The following is a 15,140-nucleotide window of genomic DNA, read 5'->3' as shown; positions in this document are numbered from 1 at the left end:
GCACCTGCTTTTTCTCGTTCTGGTATCGAGAGGTCGGGATCGAAATTCGGGGACATCATGGCTGAGGCAGCGCGAAAATTCGGCGTCGCGGAGCAACCGCTCTATCGCGAGGCACCGAACAACATCGAGGCCGAGCAGGCACTGCTCGGCGCCATTCTCGTCAACAACGATGCCTTCTACCGCGTGTCGGACTTCCTGAAATCCGGCCATTTCTACGAGCCGCTGCACAGAAAAATCTTCGAGGTCGCCGCCGAACTCATCCGCATGGGCAAGGTGGCGACACCGATCACGCTGAAGACCTTCCTGCCGGCCGACGAGAAGGTCGGCGACATGACGGTTGCGCAATATATCGTGCGGCTGGCCGTCGAGGCGGTCACCGTCGTCAACGCCGCCGACTATGGCCGCGCCATCTACGATCTCGCCACGCGGCGCGCTCTGATCACCGTCGGCGAAGACATGGTCAACATCGCCTACGATGCGCCGGTCGACATGTCGCCGTCCGAGCAGATCGAGGATGCCGAGCGGCGCCTGTTCGAACTGGCCGAGACCGGCCGCTACGATGGCGGCTTCGAGAGTTTTTCCGATGCTTTGAAAAACGCCGTCGACATGGCGAGCGCCGCCTATATGCGCGACGGCCATCTGTCAGGTATTGCCACAGGCCTGCGTGATCTCGACCACCGCATGGGTGGACTGCAGCCATCCGACCTGATCATCATCGCCGGTCGCCCCGGCATGGGCAAGACCTCGCTTGCTACGAACATCGCGTACAACATCGCTGCCGCCTATGAGCCGGCACCACAGGCCGACGGCTCATTCAAGGCGGCCAATGGCGGCGTCGTCGGCTTCTTCTCGCTCGAAATGTCGTCGGAACAGCTCGCCACCCGTATCATTTCCGAGCAGACCGAAATCCCGTCATCGAAGATTAGACGTGGCGATCTGACTGAAGCTGACTTCGGAAAGCTCGTTGCCTACACCCAAGAAAATCACAAACGCCCGCTGTTCATCGATCAAACGGGCGGTATTTCGATTGCTCAGCTCGCGGCTCGCGCCCGCCGTCTTAAGCGCCAGCGCGGGTTAGATGTGATGGTCATTGATTACATCCAGCTCATGCAGGGATCGACCGCCAAAGCCTCGCAAAACCGCGTCCAGGAAATCACTGAGATTACCACCGGCTTGAAGGCGCTTGGAAAAGAACTCAATGTTCCAATTATTGCTCTTTCACAGCTTTCGCGACAAGTCGAAAGCCGGGATGACAAGCATCCTCAGCTGTCGGACTTGCGCGAATCAGGCTCAATTGAGCAAGACGCTGACGTGGTGCTCTTTGTGTATCGCGAGGAATACTACATAAAGAACAAAGAGCCTGAGAAAAACACGCCAGAGTACCTCACTTGGGAAACAAAAATGAGAGAGGTTCAAGGCAAGGCCGAGGTGATCATTGCAAAGCAGCGCCATGGCCCAACGGGCACTGTTAGCCTTGCCTTCCAGGGCGAGTTCACTCGCTTCTCCGACCTCGCCGAAGAGGATCATCTGCCGGATCGGTTTGAATGAGCATGGGCGAGCGTTTCAGGTTTTCTGTCACTCTGACTCTCGCGCTCGTCAGCGCGGCTGTCCTGCCTGACGTCGCTTCAGCTTGTTCCATGCCTGCAAACTGGACGCCGCAGCGAGCATTTGCTGAGGCGGCCCTAGTGTTCCGAAGCTTGGTGACAGCCACCGAGCTTAGTCCAACAAAACTTGGAACTGTCCCAGCCGATGAGGGTGATAGTCGGATACTGGTTAACGTACGCTACGAGACAATGGAGGTGTTCAAGGGCAACCCGGAACCCAATGTGTGATTTCCACGACCACTCTGATCATGGGAGGATGCGGCGTGCCTGTTCTGGCTGGGCAGAATTTCTTGTTTTACGTCGACGCGATTGATGAGGAGGCGCGGAAAGCGGAGCCTGAGCTTGTAGGCCAAACACAAGGAATGATCTCCATTTACGACACACAGATGCTATCGCCCGATCCGCAGTTGCTCAACGAGTCGCTTGCCGAAGTTCGCGCTCTCACCAAGAAACGCTGAATTGCATCCGCGCTCGCCAAACCCCGGCCGAAAATGCGGACGGTCTCGGTCCTCCTCCCTTCAAAAGTGGGCGAGATCTCATGGCTAAATCGCGCATCCAGTTCATTTGCCAGAATTGCGGTTCGGTGCATCAGCGCTGGGCCGGCAAATGTGATGCCTGCGGCGAGTGGAATACGCTGGTCGAGGAAGGCACGTCCGGCGGCATCGGCTCGGGTCCCGCCAACACCCGCAATGCGCGCAAGGGCCGCGCAGTCGTGCTCACGACTTTGTCCGGCGACATCGAGGACGCGCCACGCATCGTTTCCGGCATTGGCGAACTCGACCGCGCCACGGGCGGCGGTTTCGTGCGCGGCTCGGCCCTTCTGGTCGGCGGCGATCCCGGCATCGGCAAGTCAACGCTGTTGACCCAGGCGGCAGCCGCGCTCGCGGCAAAGGGCCACCGCATCGTCTATGTCTCGGGCGAAGAGGCGGTCGCCCAGATCAGGCTGCGCGCGCAGCGGCTCGGCGTCGCCTCGACCCCGGTGGAGCTTGCCGCCGAAACCAACGTCGAGGACATCCTCGCCACCATCGCCGACGGCAAGCGGCCCGACCTGGTGATCCTCGATTCGATCCAGACCTTGTGGACCGACATGGCCGATTCGGCGCCCGGCACCGTTACCCAGGTGCGTGCCGCCGCCCAGGCGATGATCCGCTATGCCAAATCTACAGGGGCGGCGATCGTGCTCGTCGGCCACGTTACCAAGGAAGGCCAGATCGCCGGGCCGCGCGTCATCGAGCATATGGTCGACGCGGTGCTTTATTTCGAGGGCGAAGGCGGCCACCACTACCGCATTCTGCGCACTGTCAAGAACCGCTTCGGACCGACAGACGAGATCGGCGTGTTCGAAATGTCTGATATGGGTCTGCGCGAGGTCGCCAATCCATCCGAGCTTTTTCTCGGCGAACGCCATGCGAAAGCGCCGGGCGCCGCGGTTTTCGCCGGCATGGAAGGTACCAGGCCGGTGCTGGTCGAGATCCAGGCGCTGGTGGCGCCGTCGTCGCTGGGCACGCCGCGTCGCGCCGTCGTCGGCTGGGACGGCGCCCGGCTGTCGATGATCCTCGCCGTTCTCGAAGCCCATTGCGGAGTCCGCTTTGGCACGCATGACGTCTATCTCAACGTCGCCGGCGGCTACCGTATCTCGGAGCCGGCTGCCGATCTGGCGGTGGCGGCCGCACTGGTTTCCTCGCTCACTGGTCTTGCCCTTCCCGCCGATTGCGTCTATTTCGGCGAAATCAGCCTTTCGGGCGCCGTGAGGCCGGTTGCGCACGCGCAGCAGCGCCTGAAGGAAGCCGAAAAGCTGGGTTTTGGAAGCGCGGTTCTGCCCTTGGGCAGCGAGGAACTTGCCGGGGGGATAGGGGCCGGCGCTTTCCAGCCCACCGAGCTTGCCGATCTCGTGGCGCGTATAGCCGGCTCACGGCGCAGCCGCGCCGACGTGCAAGAATGACGCGGCTCATGAAGTGGGGCAAAAGACATGCCGATTACGCTGCTTGACGGAATTCTCGTCGGCTTCACCTTGGTCTCGGCGATGCTCGCCATGGTTCGCGGCTTTTCGCGCGAGATCCTTTCCGTCATCTCCTGGATAGCGGCGGCCGCGGCAGCGTTCTTTTTCTACCAACCGGTCCTGCCTTACGTTCAGCCCTATGTCGACAATGAGAAGATTGCCATGGCCGCCGCCGCCGGCATCGTCTTCATCGTCGCGCTGATCATCGTTTCCGTCATCACAATGAAACTCGCCGACTGGATCATCGATTCCAGGGTCGGCGCGCTCGATCGCACGCTTGGTTTTCTCTATGGCGCGGCGCGCGGCATCCTGGTGGTCGCGGTGGCCCTGCTGTTCTTCAACTGGCTGGCCGGCCCCAAGGCTCCGGGCTGGGTCGCCGATGCCAAGTCGCGGCCGCTGCTCGAATCGATTGGCGCCAAGCTCGAAAGCCTGCTGCCCGAGGATCCGGAAAACGCGATCCTCAACAGGCTCAATCCTAGCCAGCCGGCACCCGAGACCGGCGCCGAGACACCTCCGGCAGCGGACGCACCCGCGGCGGACGCACCGGCAACCGGCGACGATGCTCCGGCGCCCGAGGGCAGCGAGACCAACGCGCCACCGGCCGACAATGCACCGGCCAATCCGGCGCCGGCAAACTGACGATCATGTGAAAGCCGCAAACTCTACGTTGCTCTCGAGCAGTCATCACACTATATAGCGACTTTAGCGGAGCTGAAGATGGCAGACGCAGACGACGTGCTTTCCGCCGAAGCCGACGACCATTTCCATGACGAATGCGGTGTGTTCGGCATTTTCGGCCGGCAGGACGCCGCAGCTATCGTCACGCTTGGCCTGCATGCGTTGCAGCATCGCGGCCAGGAAGCGGCCGGTATCGTTTCCTATGACGGCACCCAGTTCCATGTCGAACATCATGTCGGCCTGATCGGCGATACGTTCACCAAACAGCGCGTCATCGACAGCCTGCAAGGCAACCGCGCCATCGGCCACACGCGCTACGCCACCACAGGCGGTGCCGGCCAGCGCAACATCCAGCCGTTTTTCGCTGAGCTAGCCGATGGCGGCTTCGCCGTCGCCCACAACGGCAACCTCACCAATGCCATGACTGTGCAGCGCGCGCTTCAGAAACAGGGCGCGATCTTCTCGTCGACCTCCGACACCGAGACGCTGCTGCATCTGGTCGCCACCAGCAGGGAACGCGATCTCAACTCGCGCTTCATCGATGCGGTGCGCCAGGTCGAAGGCGCCTTCTCGCTGGTGGCGATGACTTCAAAGAAGATGATCGGCTGCCGCGATCCGCTCGGCATCCGCCCGCTGGTGCTCGGCGATCTCGACGGCGCCTGGATCCTGGCTTCCGAAACCTGCGCGCTCGACATCATCGGCGCGCGTTTCGTGCGCGACCTGAAGCCCGGCGAGATGGTCGTCGTCACCGGCAAGGGCATTGAGAGCCTGTTTCCGTTCGAGCCGCAGAAGACCCGCTTCTGTATCTTCGAATATGTCTATTTCGCGCGCCCGGATTCGTCGGTCGAAGGCCGCAACGTCTACGAGGTGCGCAAGCGCATCGGCGCCGAGCTGGCGCTCGAAAGCCCAGTCGAGGCCGACATCGTCGTGCCGGTGCCGGACAGCGGCACTCCGGCGGCGATCGGCTTTTCGCAAGCCGCGGGCATCCCGTTCGAGCTCGGCATCATCCGCAATCATTATGTCGGCCGCACCTTCATCCAGCCTGGCGATTCAATCCGCCACATGGGCGTCAAACTCAAGCACAACGCCAACCGCCGCATGATCGAAGGCAAGCGCGTGGTGCTGGTCGACGATTCGATCGTGCGCGGCACCACCAGCCAAAAAATCGTGCAGATGGTGCGCGATGCCGGCGCCAAGGAAGTGCACATGCGCATCGCCTCGCCGCCGACGCGCGCTTCCTGCTTCTACGGCGTCGACACGCCGGAAAAATCGAAGCTGCTCGCGTCACGCATGTCGGTCGAAGAGATGGCCGAGTTCATCCGCGTCGATTCGCTCGGATTCCTGTCGATCGACGGGCTTTATCGCGCCGTCGGCGAGGCCGGCCGCAACAATGAGCAGCCGCAATTCTGCGACGCCTGCTTCACCGGGCAATATCCGACCCGGCTTGCCGATTTCGAAGGTTCGGACAATGTGCGCACGCTGTCGCTGCTGGCGGCAGGCGGGGGTTAGGGCTTTGCGATAGTTGTGAATTTCACCTGTTTGCAGATTTCTTCGCCAGCGCCCTGTCCCGACCGCTTGCCACCGCAGGCGGTTGGCGAAGCCGAAGCGGTATTGCGCCGTCAGCCCCGCTTTCGCCAATTGCAAAGGCCGAACAGGCAGGGCTGGATTCGGCTGGGGCGACGTAGAGCGCTAACCTTCGGAGTTGCCCGGTGACCCCTCCCCTCGACCTTTCCGGCCGCGTCGCGGTCGTCACCGGCGCCTCGCGTGGCATCGGCTACTTCATCGCCCTGGAACTTGCCGCCGCTGGAGCGCACGTCATCGCGGTTGCCCGCACCGTCGGCGGACTGGAGGAGCTCGACGATCAGATCAAGGCAACGGGCGGACAGGCGACGCTGGTGCCTCTGGACCTCGCCGACATGGCCGGCATCGACCGGCTGGGCGGCGCCATCCATGAGCGATGGGGCAAGCTCGACATCCTGGTCGCCAATGCGGCGGTGCTCGGCGTCATCTCGCCGATCGGCCATGTCGAAGCCAAGACTTTCGAGAAGGTGATGACCATCAACGTCACCTCGACATGGCGGCTGATCCGCTCGGTCGACCCGTTGCTCAGGCTCTCCGACGCCGGCCGCGCCATCGTGCTCTCCTCCAATGCCGCCCATTCGGCGCGGGCCTTCTGGGCGCCCTATGCGGCGTCGAAGGCGGCAGTCGAGACCATGATGCGTTCCTGGGCGCATGAGACGGAAAACTTGGCCCTCAGGGTCAATGCCGCCGATCCCGGCGCCACCCGCACTGCCATGCGAGCACAGGCGGTGCCCGGCGAGGATCCAGAGACGCTGCCGCACCCCCAGGAGATCGCCAAACGCATCGTGCCGCTGGCCAGCCCTGCGCTTACGGAAACCGGACTGATCTTCCAGGCCAAGCACAACCGCTTTGTTGCCTACCGGCAGCCGGAGTAGACGCATCGCACATTTCGACGGAAGAATTGCGCCGCCGCCGACGTTATTGGAATGCCAGATTTCCGAAACGGAGGACCACCATGCGCAGACTGCTTCTCGTCACCGCCGCTGCATCGCTGGCAGCCATGGGCGTCGCATCCTCGCAGGATGCGACGATGAGCTTCTTCGTCACCAGCGTCGGCTCAGGCAAGGGCGCCGATCTCGGCGGCCTTGCGGGCGCCGATGCGCATTGCGCGTCGCTGGCTGAAGCCGCGGGCGTTACGGGCAAGACATGGCGCGCCTATCTCTCGACCAGCGACACCGATGCGCGCGATCGCATTGGTAAGGGGCCGTGGTTCAACGCCAAGGGCGTCAAGATCGCCGACGATGTCGCTTCGCTGCATAGCGATGCCAACGCCATCACCAAGCAAACAGCGCTCAACGAAAAGGGCGAAGTGGTCAACGGCCGCGGCGACAAGCCCAACCGGCACGACGTGCTGACCGGCTCCAAGCCCGACGGCACGAAAATTGCCGACCAGACCTGCGGCGACTGGACGCTCAGCGGAGCGGAAGGTGCGGCAATGACGGGCCATCACGACCGCACCGGTCTCGACGATTCGGCCGCCGCCAAATCGTGGAATTCCTCGCACGCTTCACGCGGCGGCTGCAGTCAGGAGGCGCTGAGGAGCACCGGCGGCGACGGCCTGTTCTACTGCTTTGCCGTGAACTGAGCTGTTCTGAACATCGGCGGTTGCTGACCACCGCCCGGCGCTTTCGCCGATCGCCCGGAGTTAATAGGATCACCCCACTCCCACAACAAGCGAGGAAATTCCATGGCTTCGAGCGTAGCGTTGGTCTGGTATCTGGTGATTGCCGGCCCGCAAGGCGGCATGGTGGTGCTGCCCAGCACGTTCGACACTCGCGAACAGTGCGCCTTCGCCGTCACCGAATATCAGAAGCAGCCAACGCCGGCCGGCTGGTCGGTGCAGTGCGTGCCGAGCGCCTCGCCGTTCGCCGACGAGGGCGAAAGTGAGTAGCTGGGGGCGCGTTTCAACGCTGCGCGCTGACCGTCAGTTCCGGCCTCGTATTGATGGTCTGAAACACCACGCAATAGCGTTCGGTCAGCTTGAGCAACGCGTCGACGCGCTCCTGTGGCTCGTCGGTCTCGAGGCCGAATGTCAGCCGGATGGCGCGAAAGCCGACCGGCGCATCTCTTGCCACACCTAAGGTGCCGCGAAAGTCGAGATCGCCTTCGGCCTCCACCGTGGCGGCGCCGAGCTTGAACTCCAGCGCCGTCGCCACCGCCTTCAGCGTTACGCCGGCGCAAGCGACCAGCGCCTCCAGCAGCATGTCGCCCGAGCACAATTCAAGCCCGGAACCGCCGGTTGCCGGATGCATCCCGGCAACGGCCAGCGCCCTGCCGGTCTCGACTTTGCAGGCGATCGACTGGTCGTCGATCGAGCCCTTGGCCCGAAGCGTAATCAGCGCGCGCGATGCGTCGTCGCGATACGCCTCCTTGAGCGGCGCCTGCATGGCCCTCAGTCCGGTGGCGTCCATGTCCAACCCTTTTCGGCAGTCATTTTCATCGCTCGTCACGATACTCGAATAGAACTGGCACGGCCTAAACTTCGATTTCACGACATTTGGATCGGAGTGGCAAGCTGCCCAGACGTTGCTGCGTCGTTAGACCTGATGCCGCCTGGGGCGGCCACGCGATGACGCCGTCCGTCCGAGCCCGCACCTCGGGTGAGGCAAGGCAGGTAGCGACGGCCTCGTAGCCGGGAGTGCCGGGGTACGCGGCGACATACGTTGGAGGGCTGTGATTGGCTGGGCAGAGGATGATCGCTTCGTCGGTGCCGACAGCCGCCAGGTCCAGTATCGCGCGGGAGCGTGTGAGCAGAAAAAGTGGCCGATCACCGGGGCCAGCCCTGTCCCAACGCAAGCTCGTCACTGGCGCAGCGCCGCGCAGGGTTCTGGCCGTGTAGCGTACGCCGTGGGCCTGATCGTCGCGGCCGGTCTGCTGATCATCGGCAACGAACATTTCCGCAGAGGCTGTAGGATACGGCAACCCCTGCTGACAGTACGGTGTCAGGACAAGGCAGCATAGTCTGGTGACATGACGGGACTCCTATCCATGCCTGACACCATCGCTGAGCGCACCCTCGGCATCATCCTGGTTTCGACATCGGCGGCGGTGTTCGGCCTCACCGGCGTGCTGACCAAGTCGATCCATGCCGATCCGCTGACCATCACCTGCTGGCGCGGCTTCGTTGGCTCGATTCTGATCAGCCTCTATGTGCTTTGGCGGCGCCGCCGATCCGGTGGGCGTGAAAGCCTGCGTCTCGGCTGGCGCGGCTGGCTGTTGGCAATCGAGGGCGCGCTAGCCAGCATCGCCTTCATCTCGGCATTCAAGTTCACCTTCGTCGCCAATGTTGCGATCATCTACGCCACTGCGCCCTTCATCACCGCGCTGCTTGCCTTCATTCTGGTTCGTGAGCGCTTCCGGCTGCAGACGCTTGCCGCCGCCGCCGTGTCGCTTAGCGGCGTGGCGATCATGGTCTGGTCCGGCTTCGGCACCGGCCATCTGTTCGGCGACGGGCTGGCGCTGCTGATGACAATCGGCAGCGCTCTCTACATGATCATGGTGCGCGCTTTCCGCGACACGCCTGTGGTGTGGGCCGGAGCGGTGTCGGCATTCCTTTTGTTCGTGCTCGGTTGGTTCGTCACCGATCCATTGGCGGTCTCGGCCAGAGACGCAATGCTGCTCGTCGCCTTCGGCATGTCGTTCGCGCTGGCCTCTATTCTGTGGACTGAGGGCGCGCGGCTCATTCCGGCTGCCGAATCCGGACTGCTGGGCTCGGCTGAAGTACCGTTCGCGATCCTGTTCGCCTTCCTGTTCCTGGCCGAGGTCCCGCCAGCCGCCAGCATGATCGGCGGCGCCATCGTGCTGTGCGCGGTGTTCGCGCATGCCGGGCGCGACTGGCAAGCGGCCAGGCAGCACTCTGCCTGAGAAAAAATCTGCCCCCGAAAAAAATTTTGCAAGGTCATGGAACCATCAACAGGTTCAGGCATTGTTGGCTTGACGGGTCATCCAAGTCCCCCAAACCCCTCGGCCCGTCTAACCTATAGCCGATCGCAAGGTCGGCTTTTTCTTTTGCGAAATCAGCTTGGTGCGCCTGCCAAGGCAAGGTTGCCGCTGAACAGCGCAGCCAGATCCTGTGCCGGGGGCTCGGCATCCTGGCGCAGCCGGATGGCGAACTCGGCGATGGGAACCTGCGGCAGGCCAAGGTCACGCGGTGCCTCGACGATGCCGGAATGGGCAAAGCGCGCCGTCCGCAGCGTCAGAGCAATGCCGGCGTTCACCGCCGTGCGGAGACCGGCCAGGCTGGCGCTGCCGGCGGCGATGCGGTAGCGGCGGCCTACCCTGTCGAGTGCCGCGATCGCCGCTTCGCGAAAGCCGCAATGCGGATCGAGCAACGCCAGCGGCAGTTCGTCCTGGCGTGTGGCCAAGCCTCTTTGCGAACAGAGCCACATCATCGGCTCGCGGAGCACACTGATCTCGTCCGGCGCCGGAGCCTGTCGCATAGCGACCATCAGATCGAGGATGCCGGTTTGCAGTGCCTCGGCCAATTCGGCGGAGCGGCCGACGCGCAGTTCGATCCTGACGCGCGGATAGCTCGCGGCAAAGGCCCTGAGCAGCTCCGGGAGGCCGCTGTCGGCGAAATCTTGTGTCGTGCCTATGGCCACGCGCCCATCGGCTCGCACGCCCTTGAGGGCCAGCCACGCTTCGCGATGCACAGCAAGGATGCGCCGCGCATGACCGGCCAGATCTTCGCCCGCCGGCGTCAGGACGCGCCCTCTTCCCTGCGGCACCAGAAGTGGTTCGCCGACAATATCCTCAAGCCGCTGCATCTGCGTGGTCACCGCCGACGCCGAGCGCCCGACAAATGACGCCGCCTGCGCCAGCGAGCCGCCATCGACGAAGGCGAGAAAGGTTTTGAGGAGGTCGGGGTCGAGCATTGACATAATTCGACAGTATCAAAGTTTTCCCTGAAAACAATTCGATTTTTATAAGGCAAGAGCGATGGCAAGATTTCTGACGGCGAAGAGATGCCGCGTTACCCGAGGAGAGAAATTATGCCGATCATCAATGTCAGCGTCACAGGCAAGCCCGATGCCGCTTTGTCCGCCGCCATCGCCAAACAGGTGACCGAACTGACCGTTACGCATCTGCGCAAGGATGCGACGATCACAGCGGTGGCCATTTCCTATCATGACCCCGAGCACTGGTTCGCCGGCGGCAAGTCGCTGGCCGAGCATGGCGCCAACAGTTTCTGGCTCGACATCAAGGTGGTCGACGGCACCAACACCAAGCTTGAACTGGAGGCCTATCTTAAGGCGATCTTCCTTGGCTTTGGCAGCCTGCTGGGCAAGGTGCATGAGGAGAGCTATGCCTTCGTGCATGAAGTCCCGGCAGCCGCCTATGGCTATGGGGGCAAGACACAGGAATTCCGCTTCATCAGCGGGAGATCGAAGGCGGCGTGAGCCGCCCCCATCGATCCAGGCTCATGCCGCAGGCGCTTTCTCTGCCACAAGGAAACATAGGCACCGCACTTTTTCATTGCCGGCTAGCCAGGCAAGGCGAAGATACCGCACCTCATTGACGTTGAGCGCACTTCGTCTAGGTTCTCATCGAAGCGGTCAGGAAGAGCCGCGAGGTGAAAATCTGTTGGGAGAGACGCGGCATGATCCTGACACTGGCGCTGCTTGCGGGGCTCGTCGCGGCCTGGCTGCTGATCGGCGTGGTGGAAAAGTTCCGCCTCGGCCTGGGTTTCACGCAGGCGCTGCTCTATGTGCCGTTCAAGCTCGCCTACCGGATTGCCGACGGCCGCATCAAGATCGCCCGCAACGCAGCCGCCCCGGTTATCTACGTCGTTTCGCACCAGTCGCGGCTCGAACCGGCGCTGATGCTGTCGTTGCTGCCGGAAGACACGCTGCACATTCTCGACCAGGCCTCTGCCAGGTCGCCTTGGCTCGAACCATGGCGCGAGCTTGGCCGCACCATCGCCTTCAACGCCGAGCATATCTTCGTCAGCCGCCGGCTGGTGCGGGTGCTGAAGGGCAAGGGCCGCCTTGCCGTCTATCTGCCGGATGCGGTCGAGCCTGATATCAAGACATTTCGCCTGTTTCGCGCCGTCACCCGCATCGCCATGCAGGCCGATGCCCGCATCGTGCCGATCTTCGTTGCCGGCGCGCGCGCACTGCCGGTATCGCTGACGCCGGCGGACATGGCGCCGCGGCGCGGGTTTCCGCGCCTGTCGATCAGCGTGCTGGAGCCGATGACCATCGCCGAGCTGGTAGCGCGAAACCCGGATCAGGCCTCAAACACCAATGCGCTGTTCGACCGTTTCGCCGAAGCCCGGCTTTTCGGCAGCGATCTTAATCGCGGCCTGTTCCTCGCCATGCGCGACGCCGCCGACCGAGTCGGCGCCTCGCATCCAATCCTCGAAGACGTGGTCAGCGGCACGTTGAATTATAGAAAGCTGTTCATCGGCGCGCGGGTGCTGGGCCGCCGCTTCGAGGCGGTGACGGCGCCGGATGAAGCGGTTGGAGTGCTGCTGCCCAACGCTAACGGTGTCGTGCTGTCGCTCGTTGGCCTGTTGTCAGCGAGCCGGGTGGCGGCGATGATCAACTACACCGCTGGCCCGGCCAGCGTCACCGCCGCCGTGCGCACGGCTGAGGTCCGCACCGTGGTTTCGTCGCGAGCCTTTATCGACAAGGCCAACCTCGCTGACATCGTCGCGGCGGTGGAAGAGGGCGGCGCCAAGCTGCTATGGCTGGAGGATGTGCGGGCCAGCGTAACCGTGCTGAACAAGCTCGCTGCCGCCTTGCTGTGGCGCTGGCCGCTGCAGCCGCAGAATGCGGCCAAGCCGGCAGTGATCCTGTTCACCTCAGGCTCGGAAGGCACGCCGAAGGCGGTGGTCCTGTCGCACAGAAATCTTCTCGCCAACGCCATGCAGGCTGAGGCCCGCATCACCATTTCGCCGGCCGACATCCTGCTCAACGTGCTGCCGGTGTTCCACTCGTTCGGGCTCACCGGCGGCACCATCCTGCCACTGGTCACCGGCGTGAAACTGTTCCTCTACCCCTCGCCGCTGCACTACAAGCTGATCCCCGAGGTCGCACGCAAGGCAAGGCCGACGGTCATGTTCGGCACCGACACGTTCCTCGCCAACTATGCGCGCACCGCCAAGGACGGCGATTTCTCCAGCCTGCGCTTCATCGTCGCCGGCGCCGAGGCGGTGAAACCGGAGACACGCCGCGTCTACCGGGAGCGCTTCCAGGCCGAGATCATCGAGGGTTTCGGGCTGACCGAGGCAGCGCCCGTCGTTGCCGTCAACACCGCCATCCACGGCCGCGACGGCACGGTCGGGCGACTGTTGCCGGCCATGCGCATGAAGCTCGAGCCGGTCGAGGGCATTAGCGGCGCCGGACGGTTATTGCTCAAGGGGCCGAATTTGATGATGGGCTACATGACCTCAGATCGACCCGGGAAATTGCAGCCGCTCGACGGCTGGCACGACAGCGGCGACATCGTTTCTGTCGACCGCGAGGGCTTCATTACCATTCGCGGCCGGGCCAAGCGCTTCGCCAAGATCGCCGGCGAGATGGTGTCGCTGGGCGCGGTCGAGATGCTGGTGCAGTCGCTGTGGCCGGAGGAACACCACGCTGTGGTGGCGGTACCGGACAAGCGCCGCGGCGAGCGTATCGTGCTGGTCACCACCGCCGATGACGCCGACCCCGATGAATTGCGCAAATTTGGCAGACGAGCCGGCGCCGCCGATCTGATGGTGCCGAACGACATCGTCAAGGTCGAGGAAATCCCGGTGCTGGGCTCTGGCAAAACCGACTATGTCTCGACCCGCAAACTGGCGATTGACCGACTGGGGCTTAGCGCAGCAGCCTAGCGCCTCAAGCGCGTCGCGTCGCGCTTTAGGTTCTTGTTTTATGCAATGTCGTTGCCCGAAACCGCTGCGGCATGCTTTTGAGGGGCATGCATTAGAGGACCACCACCGACAACAGCAGGATGAACCCTGCCGCCATCATCAGCAGGCCCGGCCAGTTCTGCGACAGGCCGAGGAAACCGAGGCCGCGCCGCCGCGGCTCAAGTGTCGGACCTGGCGTCGCGAGATTTGGCGTTGCGAGATTTGGCGTCGAGCGATCCGGCGCCGCGCGAGCAGGCGCCGGATCGCTGAGCCGCCCGCGCCATAGGGCTGCGCCAGCCATGTACACAACGCCAGCGACAATGAGCAACGCGCCAATGAGGACGACAGCCATTTCTCCTCACTCTTCTTAAGCTCCTGCGCCTGAGACAGCAGCTTTAAGGGCTGATAGCGAGGCGTTCGCGACGTCGCTCGCCTCGCCCGCTGAGACAGAACGGTCAAGATGCCGGCAGGTTCCCGCGAGAGCGGGATGCGTCCGAATTGAACAAATTGAACTGGGCATCTCGCTCTATCTTTGTTTAGCCGCATTTCTGCGACGCCAAGTGATTCCACTTGGCTGCAAAATGCTCGGCATGACCATCAGGGAATAGGCGACAGGTCTGTCAGCCGAAGTCCGAAGGCGGCACCTTCTCGCCTTCGCGCTTGGCGCGCTTTGAATAGGCGCGGATGCTAAGCGGCAGGAAGAGCAGATAGCCGGCAACCGACGCCGTCAGCGTGTACCAGGGATAGGTCATCAACAGCAGGATGTAGAGAACGACGCCGAGGATGATCGGCAGCACCTTGTCGCCCGGGACTTTCAGGCTTTTTCCGGAATAGACCGGCAGCCGGCTGACCAGCAGGAAGGCTATCAGAACGGTGAAACCGGCGGCGATGAAGGCGGCAGGGCGGGACGGCTCCACGCCAAGCCGCAGGAAGTAGAGGTAAAGCGGCAGCATCACCAGCACGGCGCCCGCCGGCGCCGGCACGCCGACGAAATACTCGGTCTGCCACTGCGGGCGATCAGTCTCTTCGTCGAGCACGTTGTAGCGAGCGAGTCTCAGCCCGCAGGCGATGGTGAACAGGAGCGCGGCAATCCAGCCCGGCGAGCCGGCCTGGTCGAGCAGGAAGGCATAGAGCACCAGTGCGGGTGCTACGCCGAAATTGACGATGTCGGCCAGCGAATCCATCTGCGCGCCGAATTTGGACGTCGCCTTCAGCATACGTGCCAGGCGGCCATCGATGCCGTCGAGGAAGGCGGCCAGCAGCACCATCACCACTGCCGGCTCGAAACGGCCTTCGAAGCCGAAGCGGATGCCCGAGAGGCCGGCGCAGATGGCGAGCACTGTGACCAGATTGGGCAGCACCATGCGCAACGGAATTTCACGGATGCGCGGGCCGCCGCTGCCATGCGCCTCGAATTTTTTGAACGGCGCGCCCACGG

At 63.2% G+C, this 15,140-nt stretch carries 15 protein-coding genes; 11 read left to right on the top strand and 4 right to left on the bottom strand.

Annotated features, from left to right (window positions below; translation table 11 throughout):
* Positions 1-57 precede the first annotated feature (57 nt).
* The 8 genes from NMG70_RS06565 to NMG70_RS06530 all read left to right on the top strand — a co-directional run bounded on the left by NMG70_RS06565 (position 58) and on the right by NMG70_RS06530 (position 7,753).
* A complete protein-coding gene (locus tag NMG70_RS06565; protein ID WP_254023771.1) occupies positions 58-1,548 on the top strand; it encodes a replicative DNA helicase in 1,491 nt (496 codons plus the stop codon).
* 280 nt (positions 1,549-1,828) lie between these two features.
* A complete protein-coding gene (locus NMG70_RS06560) occupies positions 1,829-2,062 on the top strand; it encodes a hypothetical protein (RefSeq protein ID WP_254023770.1) in 234 nt (77 codons plus the stop codon).
* A gap of 80 nt (positions 2,063-2,142) precedes the next feature.
* Positions 2,143-3,546 (top strand): DNA repair protein RadA, encoded by a 1,404-nt coding sequence (gene radA / locus NMG70_RS06555; RefSeq protein WP_254023769.1) that lies wholly within the window; start codon positions 2,143-2,145, stop codon positions 3,544-3,546.
* A 27-nt stretch (positions 3,547-3,573) separates the two neighbouring features.
* On the top strand, positions 3,574-4,242 hold the full coding sequence (locus NMG70_RS06550; protein ID WP_254023768.1) for a CvpA family protein: 669 nt from the start codon (positions 3,574-3,576) through the stop codon (positions 4,240-4,242).
* Between the two features lie 78 nt (positions 4,243-4,320).
* Entirely contained in the window at positions 4,321-5,790 is a 1,470-nt protein-coding gene (gene purF / locus NMG70_RS06545) for an amidophosphoribosyltransferase (protein ID WP_254023767.1), read from the top strand.
* 200 nt (positions 5,791-5,990) lie between these two features.
* Positions 5,991-6,737 carry an SDR family NAD(P)-dependent oxidoreductase gene (locus tag NMG70_RS06540; RefSeq protein ID WP_202363436.1) on the top strand — a complete coding sequence of 249 codons (747 nt, stop codon included), beginning with the start codon at positions 5,991-5,993 and terminating at the stop codon, positions 6,735-6,737.
* Positions 6,738-6,817: 80 nt separating this feature from the next.
* A complete protein-coding gene (locus tag NMG70_RS06535) occupies positions 6,818-7,447 on the top strand; it encodes a hypothetical protein (protein WP_254023766.1) in 630 nt (209 codons plus the stop codon).
* A gap of 102 nt (positions 7,448-7,549) precedes the next feature.
* A complete protein-coding gene (locus NMG70_RS06530; protein WP_027152685.1) occupies positions 7,550-7,753 on the top strand; it encodes a hypothetical protein in 204 nt (67 codons plus the stop codon).
* Positions 7,754-7,766: 13 nt separating this feature from the next.
* On the opposite strand, the gene NMG70_RS06525 is transcribed toward NMG70_RS06530, so the two are convergent.
* Entirely contained in the window at positions 7,767-8,273 is a 507-nt protein-coding gene (locus NMG70_RS06525) for an OsmC family protein (RefSeq protein WP_254023765.1), read from the bottom strand.
* Between the two features lie 577 nt (positions 8,274-8,850).
* Here NMG70_RS06525 and NMG70_RS06520 point away from each other — a divergent pair.
* Positions 8,851-9,726 carry a DMT family transporter gene (locus NMG70_RS06520; RefSeq protein ID WP_254023764.1) on the top strand — a complete coding sequence of 292 codons (876 nt, stop codon included), beginning with the start codon at positions 8,851-8,853 and terminating at the stop codon, positions 9,724-9,726.
* 152 nt (positions 9,727-9,878) lie between these two features.
* On the opposite strand, the gene NMG70_RS06515 is transcribed toward NMG70_RS06520, so the two are convergent.
* Positions 9,879-10,742, bottom strand: coding sequence for a LysR substrate-binding domain-containing protein (locus tag NMG70_RS06515; RefSeq protein ID WP_254023763.1), 864 nt, complete (start codon positions 10,740-10,742; stop codon positions 9,879-9,881).
* A gap of 111 nt (positions 10,743-10,853) precedes the next feature.
* Here NMG70_RS06515 and NMG70_RS06510 point away from each other — a divergent pair, with 111 nt between their 5' ends.
* Positions 10,854-11,261, top strand: a complete 408-nt coding sequence (locus tag NMG70_RS06510; RefSeq protein WP_254023762.1) for a tautomerase family protein — start codon at positions 10,854-10,856, stop codon at positions 11,259-11,261.
* 200 nt (positions 11,262-11,461) lie between these two features.
* Entirely contained in the window at positions 11,462-13,684 is a 2,223-nt protein-coding gene (locus tag NMG70_RS06505; RefSeq protein ID WP_254023761.1) for an AMP-binding protein, read from the top strand.
* A gap of 91 nt (positions 13,685-13,775) precedes the next feature.
* On the opposite strand, the gene NMG70_RS06500 is transcribed toward NMG70_RS06505, so the two are convergent.
* Both NMG70_RS06500 and NMG70_RS06495 read right to left on the bottom strand, forming a co-directional pair.
* Complete coding sequence (locus NMG70_RS06500; protein WP_254023760.1) at positions 13,776-14,054, bottom strand: hypothetical protein; 279 nt, start codon at positions 14,052-14,054, stop codon at positions 13,776-13,778.
* 268 nt (positions 14,055-14,322) lie between these two features.
* Positions 14,323-15,138, bottom strand: a complete 816-nt coding sequence (locus NMG70_RS06495; RefSeq protein WP_254023759.1) for a CDP-alcohol phosphatidyltransferase family protein — start codon at positions 15,136-15,138, stop codon at positions 14,323-14,325.
* Positions 15,139-15,140: the final 2 nt, after the last annotated feature.

The sequence above is a fragment of the Mesorhizobium ventifaucium genome (assembly GCF_935822925.1).
GTDB classification, from domain to species: Bacteria; Pseudomonadota; Alphaproteobacteria; order Rhizobiales; family Rhizobiaceae; genus Mesorhizobium; species Mesorhizobium ventifaucium.
Note: the sequence above shows the minus strand (reverse complement) of the source record. Positions and strands in the feature narration are given on the sequence as shown.